Annotated in this window: 17 protein-coding genes; all 17 read right to left on the bottom strand. The window is 48.4% G+C overall.

Features of this window, described 5'->3' with window-relative positions; translation table 11 throughout:
- Nucleotide 1: 1 nt before the first annotated feature.
- Nucleotides 2-220 (bottom strand): AtpZ/AtpI family protein, encoded by a 219-nt coding sequence (locus QRD89_RS16985; protein WP_286095869.1) that lies wholly within the window; start codon nt 218-220, stop codon nt 2-4.
- 320 nt (nt 221-540) lie between these two features.
- Nucleotides 541-2,691 (bottom strand): S8 family serine peptidase, encoded by a 2,151-nt coding sequence (locus QRD89_RS16990; protein WP_286095870.1) that lies wholly within the window; start codon nt 2,689-2,691, stop codon nt 541-543.
- A 108-nt stretch (nt 2,692-2,799) separates the two neighbouring features.
- Nucleotides 2,800-3,948, bottom strand: coding sequence for a non-hydrolyzing UDP-N-acetylglucosamine 2-epimerase (gene wecB, locus QRD89_RS16995; RefSeq protein WP_026577871.1), 1,149 nt, complete (start codon nt 3,946-3,948; stop codon nt 2,800-2,802).
- A 32-nt stretch (nt 3,949-3,980) separates the two neighbouring features.
- A complete protein-coding gene (gene upp, locus QRD89_RS17000) occupies nt 3,981-4,613 on the bottom strand; it encodes a uracil phosphoribosyltransferase (protein ID WP_008632331.1) in 633 nt (210 codons plus the stop codon).
- A 266-nt stretch (nt 4,614-4,879) separates the two neighbouring features.
- Complete coding sequence (glyA, locus tag QRD89_RS17005) at nt 4,880-6,136, bottom strand: serine hydroxymethyltransferase (RefSeq protein WP_008632329.1); 1,257 nt, start codon at nt 6,134-6,136, stop codon at nt 4,880-4,882.
- A 27-nt stretch (nt 6,137-6,163) separates the two neighbouring features.
- Nucleotides 6,164-6,733: a TIGR01440 family protein gene (locus QRD89_RS17010; protein WP_286095871.1), complete on the bottom strand. Its 570-nt coding sequence runs from the start codon at nt 6,731-6,733 to the stop codon at nt 6,164-6,166.
- A gap of 107 nt (nt 6,734-6,840) precedes the next feature.
- Nucleotides 6,841-7,281 (bottom strand): ribose 5-phosphate isomerase B, encoded by a 441-nt coding sequence (gene rpiB, locus QRD89_RS17015; protein WP_008632322.1) that lies wholly within the window; start codon nt 7,279-7,281, stop codon nt 6,841-6,843.
- 128 nt (nt 7,282-7,409) lie between these two features.
- The gene (locus tag QRD89_RS17020; RefSeq protein ID WP_008632320.1) at nt 7,410-8,024 is read right to left on the bottom strand and encodes a low molecular weight protein arginine phosphatase; all 615 of its coding nucleotides are present in this window, start codon (nt 8,022-8,024) and stop codon (nt 7,410-7,412) included.
- Between the two features lie 71 nt (nt 8,025-8,095).
- Complete coding sequence (locus QRD89_RS17025; protein ID WP_008632318.1) at nt 8,096-8,632, bottom strand: manganese efflux pump MntP; 537 nt, start codon at nt 8,630-8,632, stop codon at nt 8,096-8,098.
- 60 nt (nt 8,633-8,692) lie between these two features.
- Complete coding sequence (locus tag QRD89_RS17030) at nt 8,693-9,727, bottom strand: L-threonylcarbamoyladenylate synthase (protein ID WP_286095872.1); 1,035 nt, start codon at nt 9,725-9,727, stop codon at nt 8,693-8,695.
- A 237-nt stretch (nt 9,728-9,964) separates the two neighbouring features.
- Entirely contained in the window at nt 9,965-10,276 is a 312-nt protein-coding gene (locus tag QRD89_RS17035) for a hypothetical protein (protein WP_008632314.1), read from the bottom strand.
- Nucleotides 10,277-10,330: 54 nt separating this feature from the next.
- The gene (spoIIR, locus tag QRD89_RS17040; RefSeq protein ID WP_008632313.1) at nt 10,331-10,984 is read right to left on the bottom strand and encodes a stage II sporulation protein R; all 654 of its coding nucleotides are present in this window, start codon (nt 10,982-10,984) and stop codon (nt 10,331-10,333) included.
- 84 nt (nt 10,985-11,068) lie between these two features.
- Nucleotides 11,069-11,941, bottom strand: coding sequence for a peptide chain release factor N(5)-glutamine methyltransferase (gene prmC, locus QRD89_RS17045; RefSeq protein WP_062514864.1), 873 nt, complete (start codon nt 11,939-11,941; stop codon nt 11,069-11,071).
- Between the two features lies 1 nt (nt 11,942).
- The gene (gene prfA, locus QRD89_RS17050; protein WP_008632311.1) at nt 11,943-13,013 is read right to left on the bottom strand and encodes a peptide chain release factor 1; all 1,071 of its coding nucleotides are present in this window, start codon (nt 13,011-13,013) and stop codon (nt 11,943-11,945) included.
- 129 nt (nt 13,014-13,142) lie between these two features.
- Nucleotides 13,143-13,547: a YhcN/YlaJ family sporulation lipoprotein gene (locus QRD89_RS17055; RefSeq protein ID WP_008632310.1), complete on the bottom strand. Its 405-nt coding sequence runs from the start codon at nt 13,545-13,547 to the stop codon at nt 13,143-13,145.
- Between the two features lie 73 nt (nt 13,548-13,620).
- Entirely contained in the window at nt 13,621-13,911 is a 291-nt protein-coding gene (locus QRD89_RS17060; protein WP_286095873.1) for a four-helix bundle copper-binding protein, read from the bottom strand.
- Nucleotides 13,912-14,039: 128 nt separating this feature from the next.
- Nucleotides 14,040-14,666 (bottom strand): thymidine kinase, encoded by a 627-nt coding sequence (locus tag QRD89_RS17065; RefSeq protein WP_008632306.1) that lies wholly within the window; start codon nt 14,664-14,666, stop codon nt 14,040-14,042.
- Nucleotides 14,667-14,778: the final 112 nt, after the last annotated feature.

A 14,778-nucleotide genomic window follows, 5' to 3' on the forward strand; every position in this document is an offset into this window, starting at 1 on the left:
ATTAATCGTCTCCCGTGTACGTTCGTACTAAATGAATGGTTCCGTATGTACCTGCTCCTAATCCTAAGAGAAGTCCTATGATCAGAAATGTGGGTCCTGTGGAAAGATGACTGTCAAGCCAGTTCCCGAGAAATGCGCCGGCAAGTGGTCCGCCTGCGAGCTGGGAAAGGATGCTGCTTGTCAAAGCCATCGCATGAAAAGGGGGTTTTGATTGGTTCATAGTTCTACCTTTCCCGACAATGGAATGATCTGTTGAAAACCTATGGTGTCACTGATGAAAACCTTATCATTCTACCCTATGTAAGAATACAATAGGGGTAGGTCCATGTCAATGCGTTTGTGATTAAAAATACAAATGCACGACATGCTTTGCTCACATTTTCGTCACATTTCTGACAATACAAAATATTCCTTATTAACCACCAAATTCTTCCTTTAATAGGTACTTCTGTTATCAATTATAACAGACGCTGTCGAAGCATGGCAGTAGAAATAAAAAGGACAATCTGCCATGGCAGCAGATTGTCCTTTTTTAATATTTCACCCTTCCATATAAACAGGAAACGCATAGTGTTCGATACCATCTTTCGTCTCTACTAATGCGACAGCGATGTAACTGCCGGCCAGACTGTCCGCAGCAAGCTTCGCCGTTCCTTCTTTCATACCTGCGTCAGGATTATCGATATCAAGCAGCTCTCCGGCATAGAAGAAGCTCCCGGCCCTGTACAAATCGACAGTGATCCGCTCTACTTCTTCTGCCAGATGAAAGCGGTAGGAGGCTTCCTTTCCTTTTCCTTCATCCACGAGCTCAAATCCTGATATTTGTTGATAGGATGCTTTCTCATTTACGTATGCATAAGGAAGTAGGTACTCTTTACCGTTTCCTCTCATTGTCAAATATCCTTGGTGGACACCGGGGTCAAGCAAGGAGGTCGTCAACCTGAGCTCCACTTCCACCTCTTTCTCCTCTGCCGGCAATAAATCAAACGACAACGGAACGGACCAGGATTCTCCATGCTTCATACTGGGCTGATCCATTTCCAACCGGACCACCTCATGTGTCGGGTTGGTTACACGGAAGCGGATCTTCTTCTTATAAAAAGCACCTTCTACTTTTCCAAAAGCAAGCGCTCCATGGTCAATCATCAGATCCGGATGGAGCGCTTTCCCAATGTCCATGGCTCCTGCCCCTTGTTCCATAGGAAGAGAGTCTTCTCCGTTAATCGGAATTGCTGTACTAGCCAAGGCCGTCTTTACTTGGGCAGGGGTCCACTCCGGATGGGCTTCTTTCAATAAGGCAGCAGCACCAGCGACATGAGGGGCAGCCATGCTTGTCCCCTGCATCGGCTGATATCCACCCGGAACCGTGCTCCAAATGTTCACACCAGGGGCGACGATATCCGGTTTGATTTCCCAGTTGGTTGTAACGAGTCCCCGGGAACTAAATGGTGCGATACGATCATTCAATGTATCCCATTCCGTCGCCACCCACTGATTCTGTGCCACCGCTTCCTCCACCAAAAATTCACCGGCCTCTTTGGAAAGAGAAGCGACGGGTACCGGGAGCTTCTGACCGTCCAAGGAACCTTGGAATGCCCCCTCTTCATTGTTATAAATCAAAACAGCAACAGCACCGGCTTGATACGCTTTTATCGCTTTCTCCACGAAAGGAATGGTCCCACGTTCCACTAACGCTATCTTTCCGCGCAAGTCTCCGAGATGTCCCTCCCCCTTCCCAGCATAAACAACGGGATACTTTCTGCTTAACTGCCACTGCTTCGACCCGGCGAACAATTGCAGCGGCACTTTAGCACGTACGCCCGGCACTTTTAAAACCGGTATTTTCATCGATAAAGCCGATGCCCCCACGGTAATCGCCTCCGAGGAAGTGGCTGGGGAACCGACCGTCCAGGCATCAGGACCCGAATTTCCGGCGGCAACGACGACAACGGTCCCGAGTTCGACCGCTTTGTTGACGGCATGGGTCGTCGGCCAATCCGGGCCGTTGACATCATTCCCGAGAGAAAGATTAATGACATCCATCCCTTCCTTCACTGCTTCCTCCAAAGCTGCAATCACCTGGACGGAAGAACCGACACCACCAGGGCCGAGCGCTCGATACGCATAAATCCTGGCGTCAGGGGCAATCCCTTTCATCTTGCCGTCTGCCGCGATTACTCCAGCAACGTGAGATCCGTGCGCGGTCGCTCCTTCCCCTTTCGTTTCCATCGGATCATTATCGAAATCAACAGTATCAAATCCTCCAATGTAATTCTTCCTAAGGTCCGGATGCGTGTAATCCACGCCTGTATCGATGACGCCGACTTTGACACCTTTGCCCGTATAGGATGAGGAAAGATTTTCTCTCAGTTTTTCCGTCGAGAACGTCATTTCATCATCTCCAAGTGCTCGATACGTTTGAACCGGATATTGATTGGTCACCATATCCATCCGGGCAAGCTTCTCCAATTCCTCCGCTTTCCCCCGAACCGCCAAGCCGTTGAACAAACGATCATAGACGGCGACTACTTCCAACCGGGGAAGGCGGGCTTCCAACATCTCCTGGAAATCAGAAGGTTTCTCTTCTACTTCCACAATGATGGTTACTTCTTCTGATGGTTCGGGAGGATCAGGTGGGTCAAAACCAGTCAACAAAGCAAAAGCCATAACGGCAAGCAACCATAATCGCATAGGACGGCGACCCCTTTTTTACCTTTAGCTTCTGTCTCAACCTTTCATTTATACGTACATCCGGCAAAAGAAAAACCGAACCCCGGAGTGGGTTCGGTCGTTGTGTGACTATTCAATTTCAAACGGGGCAGGTTTATCTTCACGCTGTTTGAAGAAATAGCGGATCGCTTCCGCAATACGCGCAGACGCCTTTCCATCCCCATAAGGATTGGAAGCCTGAGCCATCGCTTGATGCTTCTCTTCATCTGAAAGCAGTTCATGAGCAAGGTGGAAAATATGATCTTCTTCCGTACCTGCAAGCTTTAATGTACCTGCTTCGATCCCTTCCGGGCGTTCCGTCGTATCACGAAGCACCAGGACAGGCACACCAAGAGACGGTGCCTCTTCCTGGACTCCACCGGAATCGGTTAAAATCAAGTGTGCCCTGGAAGCGAAGTTATGGAAATCGATGACGTCCAGCGGATCGATCAGCTTGATTCGATCATCATTCCCAAGAATATCATCCGCCGTCTCTTTAACAACAGGATTCAAATGCACGGGATAAATGACCTGGATTTCATCATGCTCTTCCACGAGACGCTTGATCGCACGGAACATCTGCCGCATGTTGTTCCCAAGGTTTTCCCGACGGTGGGCAGTCATGAGAACAAGTCGTTTATCCCCTATTTCTTTAAGGATTTCTGAAGAATACCCTTCATCTACCGTCGTCTTCAACGCATCAATCGCTGTGTTACCCGTTACGAAGATATGCTCCTCCGGCTTCCCTTCCGCCAAGAGGTTATCACGCGATTTGTTGGTCGGAGAGAAATGCAGGTCCGCCATAACCCCCGTCAACTGGCGATTCATCTCTTCCGGGAATGGAGAATATTTGTTCCATGTCCGTAAACCGGCTTCGACGTGGCCGACTGGAATTTGATTATAATAGGCGGCAAGGGATGCGGCGAATGTCGTCGTGGTATCGCCATGCACAAGAACCATGTCCGGTTTGGTTTCTTTCATTACTTCATCGAGACCTTCCAACGCGCGGGTCGTAATTTGAGCAAGCGTCTGACGGGATTTCATAATATCCAAATCAAAATCGGGTTGAATATCGAAAATTGCCAGTACCTGATCCAACATTTCCCTGTGCTGAGCCGTAACGGTAACAATCGGTTCGAACTGATCCGCCCGCTTCTTCAATTCAAGAACAAGCGGAGCCATCTTAATTGCTTCCGGTCTTGTCCCAAAGATTGTCATCACTTTAATACGATCTGCCATCATCATTCTCCTTTAATGAAGAAATGTACCTCTTATTTTGTGCCGTACAAACGGTCCCCAGCATCTCCGAGGCCTGGTACGATGTAACCTTTCTCATTAAGCTTCTCATCAAGCGCCGCAAGATATATATCTACGTCCGGGTGCTCTTCTTGTACAGCTTCCACACCCTCCGGTGCTGCAACGAGACACATCAAACGGATTTGACGTGCACCGCGTTTCTTCAGTGAGTGAATGGCTTCATTTGCGGATCCACCTGTCGCAAGCATCGGATCGATAACGATCAGTTCACGTTCTTCAATATCACTTGGAAGTTTGACATAGTATTCGACTGGCTTTAACGTCTCTGGGTCACGATAAAGGCCGACATGCCCGATCTTCGCAGCAGGAATCAATTGAACGATACCGTCTACCATGCCGAGACCGGCACGTAGAATCGGCACAAGACCGATCTTCTTACCAGTCAGCACTTTCGCTTTGGCGTTCTCCACCACTGGTGTATCGATTTCTACTTCCTCGAGGGGCAGGTCACGGGTAATTTCGAATGCCATCAGTGCCGCTACTTCATCAACTAATTCACGGAAATCTTTCGTTCCTGTCTCTTTTTTGCGTATGTACGTCAACTTATGCTGAATTAATGGATGATCCAGTACATAAACGTTCGCCATTGCCAATCACTCCTTCTCAGTGTTTACATCCTTTAAATTGTACTGAAAAAGTAGTGTCCCTGCAACCCGGGAATCGACATCTTGTCATTTATCCAGACAAAGACCGACGCCATAAAAGGATTGACGGTTCCGAAGTCTCAAAGATAAGGAAATAATTACATGAACATAAACAACCGCAAGAGCAAGAGTCCCTCCCCCTGTGAAGAATATCTCTGCGACATACTAAAAAGCCCTCCCGGCAAGGCCGGGAGGGCTTCCTTTTAAAATTATAAAGAGGAATAGTTAAGGGTTTGATACAAAGGGAAACGGGAAGTAAGTTCACGGACACGCGTTTCCGCTTCCTTCATCTTCTCCGTATCTTCATGGTGATCCAGAGTGAAAGCGATCAAGTCAGCGATCTCTTTCATCTCTTCTTCCCTGAAGCCTCTGCTTGTTACCGCTGCCGTACCTACGCGGATACCGCTGGTAACGAACGGGCTTTCCGGATCGAAAGGAATGCCGTTCTTGTTCGTTGTGATTCCGATCTCATCAAGAGCCTTCTCGACAACTTTACCGGTCAGATTCTTACTGCGAAGATCAAGAAGCAGTAAATGGTTATCCGTACCGCCGGAAACGAGATCGACTCCTTTTTCCGTAAGGGACGCAGCAAGCTGTTTCGCATTGGCGATGACTTGACGGGAATACTCTTTGAATTCCGGCTGCAGGGCTTCTTTAAAGGATACAGCTTTGGCTGCGATGACATGCATCAAAGGACCGCCCTGCATACCAGGGAAAACGTTCTTATCGATTTGTTTGGCGAACTCTTCGATACACAGAACCATGCCGCCTCGCGGACCACGAAGAGTTTTGTGTGTTGTCGTCGTTACGAAATGAGCGTGAGGTACCGGGTTCGGGTGAAGACCGGAAGCTACAAGACCGGCGATGTGAGCCATGTCGACCATCAAGTAGGCACCGACTTCATCAGCAATTTCACGGAACTTGGCAAAGTCGATCTCACGAGGGTAAGCACTCGCACCAGCTACAATCAGCTTCGGTTTCACTTCTTTTGCTTTAGCAAGGACAGCATCATAATCGATACGTTGACCTTCTTCATCTACCCCGTACTCTTCAAAGTTGTACAACTTCCCACTGAAGTTGACAGGGCTGCCGTGTGTCAGGTGACCGCCGTGGTTCAGGTTCATACCAAGAACCGTATCACCAGGCTCCAATATAGTGAAGTAAACAGCCATGTTCGCCTGTGCACCGGAGTGCGGCTGTACGTTAACGTGCTCGGCACCGAACAACTCTTTCACACGATCACGGGCAAGGTTCTCCACAACATCCACGTGTTCACAACCGCCGTAATAACGACGTCCAGGATACCCTTCCGCGTACTTGTTGGTAAGAACAGATCCCATAGCCTCCATAACGGCTTCGGAAACAAAGTTTTCTGATGCAATCAATTCAATATTGTCCTGTTGGCGCCCTTTTTCATCCTGAATAGCTGAAAAAACCTCTGCGTCTACTGATTTAACATGATTCATTGTCAAAACTTTCCCCTTTCCATTCCTTTAATCACAAGAACCTTCTTCTGCAACCCTCTCATAAACAGCTCTAGCCCCGCCAATCAGAGGAGGACGTGTTGTGGCAGCTGTAATATGTGCCCGGCCAATGGATTTCTGCGCGATCCGGAGCGGTACGGCTACCCGCTTCAAGTGCATCCCGATCAGAGTATCTCCGATATCAAGTCCGCCTGAAGCTTCGATTCTTTCCACCAAGACCGGATCCTCCATATGCTTGTACGCATACGATGCCATCGATCCACCGGCTTTAGGAACCGGGACCGCAGCGACTTCCATTAAGCGGTACTTTTCCATAACTGGACGTTCGACGACTAATGCTCGGTTCAAGTGCTCACAACATTGGAAAGCAAGCTCCAACTCCCCGGCACGCCGAAACTGCTGTAATTCTTTAAAGACGACCTCCGCAATCGCTTCGCTTCCGGATGTACCGATCCGTTCCCCGGCGATTTCGCTCGTTGAACAACCGATGACAAATACCCCTCGTCGGATGGAACCACCCTCTAACAATTGCTCCGCTGTCTTACGGACATCTTCCTGCACAGCATGTACATCTACCATCTCATCCACCTCCTGGCAGAACTATGAAAAAAGAGAAGCACCATACCGCTCCTCTTTTTTGTCAGCTTCCGCTTTTGACGGCATCCGCTTTTCTACATCCCATTGTATTACTTATTTTCGTATTCGGCAATCTTACTTATGCGAGTTTTGTGCCGACCCGCCTCAAAATTTGTCGAAACCCAGGTTTTTGCGATTTCCCTCGCCAATCCCGGACCAATAACACGTTCTCCCATACAAAGAACGTTAGAATCATTATGCTCCCGCGTTACCTTTGCCGTGAACAGATCATGGACCAGCGCAGCCCGGATTCCTTTCACTTTATTGGCAGCAATGGACATGCCGATTCCTGTGCCACAGATCAGAATTCCCTTGTCGAATTCTCCATCCGCAATCCGCTTCGCAGCCGGAATGGCATAATCCGGATAATCGACGGAACCTTCACAGTCGCACCCTATATCCTCGAATTCTATTTCCAACTCTTCCAGAACACCCGCCACTTCCTTACGCAGGTTGACTCCACCATGGTCAGAGGCAAGGATTACTCTCATCTACGACACTCCTATCTTTCATTAATATTATATCTAATCGTGCCAGTTTCCATTATAGGTGTCAATCCTGCCGACGACCAGCACCACAACTACTGTTTTTTTGTCCACAAAAAAAGACTTGAGCACTCTCAAGCCTTGTCGCCCTGCCATTTCGCTACAAGCAGGTCCAAATATTTTTCAATCTCATCCCTTGTCGATCTGTAAATATGGATACTGCCTCCGAAGGGGTCGGATATATTGAGATCCGGCAGTTCTTCCTCTAGACTCTTGATCTCTTCGATCTCCTGCTGCAATTCCTCGTATAAACGCTGCTCAAGCTCTTGGGGATCAGAGTGGTCTTCAGAAGCATTTCTCAGCAGAATCGACCGCTTCTCTTCAAAGCTGCTGTAAAGATCCTTGAGTCGGTTCCACTTGTTCTCATCCAATACCACATATTCTTTTAACGTAAAGTATTTATCTTGGTGATAAGGATACTGCAATGCTAAGGTCTGCTTGTGGCGATCCGTCATCGTCAACACTATGTCCGCCCATTCCAGCAGATCATCATCCACGTTGACCGCTTGATGATTCATCGTCAAATCTTTCTCTTTCAAAACCAGTTCCGAATTCTTCGCCAATGGTTCTCCCTTGCCTGCAAATATTCCGGCGGAGCGGACCTCACCTTTGTCCCATTTTGACTTTAACAGCGCTTCAGCCATCGGACTTCGGCAAGTATTACCAGTACATACAAATAATATATTCATAGCCATTCTTCTCCTAACCAATAGTCCGTTTTCTCCATAATAGCACAGGTATGGGCAACTCGAAAAACATGTCAAAATATGGCACTTAATCCGAGTACACACAGAATGCTTCCCCCGAGCAATTCACTGGATGTTCCCAACAAGCTTCCGGCCCTCCGACCGATCACGAATCCTGCCCATGTCAATAACATACTGAACAAACCGAACGACAATACGGAAAGGATAACTTCCGCATCCCTCAAACCAAGACTGAAACCGACAGGAAAGCTGTCGATGCTCACACTTAATGCGAACAACCACAACCCTACTCCCGTGATTCGATAGGAGACCGAGTGCTTTTCGGTAAAAGAAGCGAAAACCGTGTAGGCTCCAAGACCAAATAACATGACTCCGCCGGCAAAGGCTGCAAACTCACTCGCCGTTCCAGAAAGCCATTGACCGAGGACCATCCCGAGTCCCGGCATTAATATATGGAAGGCTCCGATGACAATGCCCGCAAAGAACGCATGCTTCAGACGGACGGCTTGCATTCCCATCCCCAACGAAACAGAGAATGCGTCCAACCCTAAAGCAATCGATAACAAAACTAGCGAAACCAGCTGTTCCAACTGTTCATCCTCCTCCTCGGACATGCTGTATCATCGTATGCCGAGAAAAGGAGTGGTATGTTAGTTCTGAGAGAGTTTCTTCGTGGACGCTTTTGTCAACCGGTTCATGACAGCAGCTCCAACACCTGTTTCCGGGAATGTTTCACAAAGAATGACATCGACGTCGGCTTCTTTGAATTCCCGAAGCGCCTGATACAAATGAACGGCGATTTGTTTCACGTCGGTTCTCGACCCACAAGCAATAACGCGGGAGTGATCCAGTTTCTGCGCCAGTTCCCGGCTGGCTATGACTCCAACACGAAGCCCCTTCCCTTTCTCCTTTTCAAGGCAGGAAAGAAAGAAATCATCCTCTCCATCCACAAGCCATAGCGGAGCTTCCGGTGCGTAATGGGTATATTTCATGCCCGGGGATTTAGGCTTTTCCGTCTCGTTCGCTAAGGCGGGATCGACAATCACTTCTGAAAGAATGCGCTCAAGATCCTCTTTCGTTATCCCACCGGGGCGAAGGATAATTGGTACTTCCGTCGTACAATCGACAACCGTGGACTCCACACCGACTCCGGTAGCTCCTCCGTCTATAATACCGGCTATTCTGCCGTCTAAATCCTGACGAACATGCCCAGCAAGCGTAGGGCTCGGCCTTCCGGAACGGTTGGCACTTGGAGCAGCAAGCGGAAGGCGGGATGCTTTAATAAGCGAAGCAGCCACCGGATGATCCGGCATGCGGATACCGATGGATGATAATCCTGCTGTCACGTTATCCGCAGCTGTGCCGTTGCTTTTCATGATCAGGGTGAGAGGTCCGGGCCAGAAAGCATCCATCAGACGTTCAGCAACGGGAGGGATTTCAGATACAAGGCCCTTCACTTGAGCTCGATCAGCGACATGGACGATCAAAGGATTATCCGAAGGTCTGCCTTTCGCATCGAATATGCGCTGAACAGCAGCTTCCTTTGTTGCATCCGCTCCCAGTCCATACACCGTTTCTGTTGGAAAAGCGACGACCTCCCCCGATTGAAGCAGACGTGCCGCCTCTTCGATCGCTTCATCTGTTACCGCCGGTTGCTCCGGCATTGTCCACATTTTTGTATCCATCTCATCTGTACTCCTTTTTCCTACCTTACTCGATCGTGATTTACTAGTCTCTATTATGAATAATTCAACAAAATATCGCAAATATAGACATTATTCACAAGATGCCCCCAACTTACCCACAATATTGTCCACATATCCAAAGAATCCGTTAGTTTGAAAGCGTGTGAATAAAAAATAATCCACACGTTATACACAGAAAAATGAGTCGTTGTGTATAAGTGCGGTACTTACCCACAGTCACTTGTTATTAACCTCATAAATCCACACGCCTGATTCGACAGAGTCCCGTTGAAAGGATTGGTGCTGCAACAAGAAATCCAGCGTTTCCGAATGACTTTCTACGAGAAGCGCTCGAAGATCCGTTTCCTTTACGTATTTTTGTATCAATTCAAACACTGCAAGCAGGTGTCCAGGCTTTACCTCTCTACTGACCTGCAGGCGTTCCAGCTTTCCAATACCGGCCGGTAACCGGCGTATGTGGAAGCTTCCGATACTTCCGTTTTGCCCTTTGATCTGGTAGGAATCCCTCTCTGTTTTCTCAATATACATACAAAACACACCCCTTTTGCTTTCTATTCTATGAAAAGGGGTGTGCCTGCTATGCTAGGAAAAGATATTTTCCCATATTTCTACGACAAAGAATTTCACTTCTTTCTCTTCTTCCGTCGTCTCTTTCATCGTTTCTTCTTCCGCAATCGCTTCCAGCTGATCCGCTTCTGATTCTTCTATCGGTGTTTCTTCTTCCGCCGCTACGCTCGTGCCGTCTGAGAAGTCAAGGAAACACATCGGAGGGAATAAAACGCACCACCAGTTGTCCCCTTCCCCTTCTCCAAGCGTAATGAGAATTGCTTCATACTCCCCCGCCGGATAAATGAACGGTCCATACAGCTTCGTCGGGAATGTAACATTCTTTCCATAATCGACGTGATAGGTTTGTTCCACCCCATTATCCTCCAACGTCTGAGCAACGATTGCCTCGAGTTCAGGGAGACGGTCCTGTATAAGCTGACGCGCCGCTTCGATTGATGTCAATTCTTCCACCCATTCCGTAATCTCTGCATTAACGCGGTCCCTGACCTCGCGCTTCAACGCTTGGGCTTCCGGCGCATTACTGTCCGCCAATATTCTCAATCGGATCGCTTCATCCGGAATCACTTGATAGTTCTCTCCTGTTTGATCAGCATCCGTTCTCTGTCCCCATGGCAATACGATAAGAATGATAGATAAGGATAATAATAGCAGCCACGCGTTTTTCATTTCCATTCCCCCTGTACTCTACTAGTCGCTAGTATAGTCAGAGGAGCGGAACTTTAAACAGGCTGATCTATGAATCTGGGATCTTCACATACGCATACAAGGCGCAAACGCGAACACCATGCGGTCTCTGCCATTTATATCTTTTTTCACCTCAACATTATATGTTGGAAAAGCCGCCGCCAGCAGCTCTTTCACCTGCGGCCCCTGTTGGTAACCGATCTCGAAAGCTATACATTTCGGTAGTTGTCTACATGTGGATAACTGTTCAACGATCGTCAAGTAGGCTGCCAATCCGTTCTTATCGGCGAACAAAGCCAATTCAGGATCAAAATCCACAACCGTATCAGCCATTTCTCCTTTTTCCTCCCAAGCTATATAAGGAGGGTTGGAAAGGAGGATATCCACTTCTACATCCATTAATGGTTGATAGAAATCCCCTTGATGAAACGTGACGTCCGCTCCGAGCGCCTGCGCGTTTTCAGAAGCTACTTTAAGCGCGGCTTCTGAAATATCCACTGCATGAACAGTACTTCCCGGTATTTCCAGCGCCGCTGTAACAGCGATAACGCCGCTTCCTGTACCGATATCGGCGATACGGGGATTCTTCATGCCGCAGCTTTCCACAATACCGATGATCCCATGCACCAACTCTTCCGTCTCTGGACGGGGAATGAGCACATGACGATCGACTTTGAATTCTCTGCCGTAGAACGGAGCCGTGCCGATCAAGTGCTGTACCGGTACTCCCGTTTCCGCATGAGCCAGAACCGAGCGGACAAATGCCTCCCGGTGCTCTTCCGGAAATGGATCGGTCTCAAACGCCATCAGCTTGGCCCGCGACCAGCCGAACAAATCTTCCAACAGCATGTCAGCGACTCTCGTTTCTCTGTCCCTGTCCCGCAAAAAAGAAGAAGCCCAGCGGCGGGCTTCTTGAATCGTCGTAAAAGCAGGCTGCATATCATTCACCGAGCTGTTCCAACTTCTTCGCTTGTTCTTCCATCAGTAAAGCGTCAATAATTTCACTCATGTTCCCCTGCAGTACCTGATCGAGCTTCTGTAACGTCAATCCAATTCGGTGATCCGTCACTCGCGTCTGCGGGAAATTGTAAGTGCGGATACGTTCAGAACGGTCGCCGGTTCCTACCGCTGACTTCCGACTCTCATCATATTCTGCCTGCGCTTCCTGCTGGAATTTATCATAAATACGAGCACGAAGTACTTTCATCGCTTTTTCCTTGTTCTTAATCTGTGACTTCTCATCCTGAATGGACACAACGATCCCTGTAGGTTCATGAGTCAAACGTACAGCGGACATCGTTGTATTGACACTCTGCCCTCCCGGTCCACTTGACGCGAAAGTATCAACACGAATGTCCTTATCATGGATTTCCACTTCCACTTCTTCCGCTTCCGGCATGACGACGACCGTTGCAGTCGAGGTGTGAATCCTTCCGCCTGATTCCGTTTCAGGGACACGCTGCACACGGTGCGCACCGTTCTCAAACTTCAGCTTGGAGTAAGCCATGTTTCCATTAACCATGAAGATGATTTCCTTGTAACCACCAACATCACTCGGGTTGGCTTCCAAAACCTCCGTCTTCCAGCCTTGAGATTCCGCATAACGCGCATACATGCGGTATAAATCCCCGGCAAACAGAGAAGCCTCGTCTCCACCGGCAGCTCCACGCACTTCCATAATAACGTTCTTATCATCGTTTGGATCTTTCGGCAGCATCAGAACTTTCAGGCGTTCTTCAAGTTCCTGCTTCTGTCCGGACAATTCTCTGATTTCTTCTTTTACCATTTCCGTCATATCCGCATCCGACTCATCATCGAGCATCGCCTTTGCATCAGCAAGCTGCTCTGTCACTTCTTTATATTCACGGTAAGCATCGACAGTCGCCTGCAGACCAGACTGTTCCTTCGAGTATTCCCGAAGTTTATTTGTATCTGAAATGACCTCAGGATCACTTAACAATTCATTTAATTTCTCGTAACGATCTTCCAGCGTTTGTAAACGTTCGATCAATGATATGCACCTCTTTCTCCATAACATTCTAATTATATTATAGAGTAATCCCTGTTACAACCGGACATCCGCCCTCATGACGAGGAAACCCGATACACATGTGTACCGGGTTTGAAGGTCTTCCTTCTCTTACTTGATTTTCACGTGAACATCGTATCTTGGTACGGCTTGGAATACGGCTTCCTGTATCTGTTTCTTCCATTCCGAAAGTTCCGAATCACTCATGTCCGCTTCCCCGTCGATATCAACCGTCACCCACGCATCTCCCGCTTCAAGGATGATCCGTTTCACATCGACGCCGGGCAGCTGTTGAACCGCTTCTTTCATGTTTTCCCGATCCTGCTTCAACCCCCATGTATAACCAACCTTGTCGATGGAACGGGGATTTTCCGTATCACGGGTCACTTCATTGTTCATGCCCATGTTTTCAACATCGTCTCTGCTTGTCATTCCTTGATATTTATCTCCCTGCTGCAGACCGCAGGCAGCTCCGACAACAAGAATAACCAAGAGACTTATATATACCTTCCACATACCTTCACCTTCTTTTTACCGATAGTTTCTCCGGTTCAGGCGTGGATATGTAGATTTTTTACAAACAATTGTCTCACCCTGACCTGCGCATGCCTGTTCGTCGTTTCGGTTCTGTCACATGCTGACGAAGCCCTTCACATAAGTCGGCATATTCCAAACACATCCGGTAGACAGGGTCCTCCTTCGAGCCTGTCAGTAACAGACATTCTTCCGCACTGGTCCTGCACACTTCCGCGCAGGATAGACACAGCTCGTCTTTCATATGGCTGCCTTTCTCCACCACTTCCGCTGCATACTTGAAGGCATTCATACATTCTTCCAACAGATTCGCTTTCACCAGAATGGAACTACTCTGATGTCTCATGGTATCTCCCTTCCTCCCTATGATGACCACCTACCATCAGAATATCACAATACCTCCCACAATAAACGACAGCGAGCACATCGACAATTATAAAAAAGACAGCCGGATTCCAGCTGTCTTCTCTTCTGTCAATTTATTGTTTTTTCTTCATAAACGGCTTCCACATCACGCTGCCGCGGCTTATTCGGAACTTCATGATGGTGGCGGCACCTCGGCTCATAGGATTCTGATGCACCTACCAGAATGATCGGATCATCATACGAAGCCGGTTCACCGTCAATCAGACGCTGGGTACGGCTTGCCGGAGATCCACAGACGGGACAGATCGCATTCAGCTTCGTCACACTTTCACTGAGCGCCATCAATTCCGGCATCTTGCCGAATGGCTCACCTCTGAAATCTGTATCCAGACCGGCAACGATGACGCGTATGCCGCGGTCCGCCAGACATTCGACGACTTCGACGATATGCTCATCAAAGAACTGGATTTCATCAATACCGACGACGTCCACATCATCCGTCACATGCTTCAGGATTGCAAGCGAACTTTCAATGGGACGAGCCATGATCGATGTACCATTATGACTGACTACAGCATCCTCCTTGTAGCGATTGTCGATGGCAGGTTTATAAACACGAACGGTCAAATGACCGAAAGTCGCCCGCCTCACTCGTCGAATCAATTCTTCAGACTTTCCGCTGAACATACTTCCACAGATGAGTTCCACCCATCCACTCTGCTTCATTACATACACGTCACTGTCGCTCCCTTCTCATAAATCAAGAAAATCCATAAAAGGAAAAAGCCACGGCAGACGGCATATCCACCTTCCATGCACCTGGACCGTCCTGCCGAAAGATGCTGCC

It is taken from the genome of Halobacillus sp. ACCC02827 (assembly GCF_030291935.1).
Lineage (GTDB): Bacteria > Bacillota > Bacilli > Bacillales > Halobacillaceae > Halobacillus.

Bases quoted from the DNA above. Each gene is read 5' to 3' on its own strand.
- QRD89_RS17020 (WP_008632320.1), bottom strand. From the start codon at position 8,024: ATGAATATATTATTTGTATGTACTGGTAATACTTGCCGAAGTCCGATG.
- QRD89_RS17010 (WP_286095871.1), bottom strand. From the start codon at position 6,733: ATGGTAGATGTACATGCTGTGCAGGAAGATGTCCGTAAGACAGCGGAG.
- QRD89_RS17030 (WP_286095872.1), bottom strand. From the start codon at position 9,727: ATGGATACAAAAATGTGGACAATGCCGGAGCAACCGGCGGTAACAGAT.
- QRD89_RS17060 (WP_286095873.1), bottom strand. From the start codon at position 13,911: ATGAGACATCAGAGTAGTTCCATTCTGGTGAAAGCGAATCTGTTGGAA.
- rpiB (WP_008632322.1), bottom strand. From the start codon at position 7,281: ATGAGAGTAATCCTTGCCTCTGACCATGGTGGAGTCAACCTGCGTAAG.
- spoIIR (WP_008632313.1), bottom strand. From the start codon at position 10,984: ATGAAAAACGCGTGGCTGCTATTATTATCCTTATCTATCATTCTTATC.
- QRD89_RS17035 (WP_008632314.1), bottom strand. From the start codon at position 10,276: ATGTATATTGAGAAAACAGAGAGGGATTCCTACCAGATCAAAGGGCAA.
- QRD89_RS16985 (WP_286095869.1), bottom strand. From the start codon at position 220: ATGAACCAATCAAAACCCCCTTTTCATGCGATGGCTTTGACAAGCAGC.
- QRD89_RS16990 (WP_286095870.1), bottom strand. From the start codon at position 2,691: ATGCGATTATGGTTGCTTGCCGTTATGGCTTTTGCTTTGTTGACTGGT.
- glyA (WP_008632329.1), bottom strand. From the start codon at position 6,136: ATGAATCATGTTAAATCAGTAGACGCAGAGGTTTTTTCAGCTATTCAG.
- prmC (WP_062514864.1), bottom strand. From the start codon at position 11,941: ATGCAGCCTGCTTTTACGACGATTCAAGAAGCCCGCCGCTGGGCTTCT.
- upp (WP_008632331.1), bottom strand. From the start codon at position 4,613: ATGGCGAACGTTTATGTACTGGATCATCCATTAATTCAGCATAAGTTG.
- wecB (WP_026577871.1), bottom strand. From the start codon at position 3,948: ATGGCAGATCGTATTAAAGTGATGACAATCTTTGGGACAAGACCGGAA.
- QRD89_RS17055 (WP_008632310.1), bottom strand. From the start codon at position 13,547: ATGTGGAAGGTATATATAAGTCTCTTGGTTATTCTTGTTGTCGGAGCT.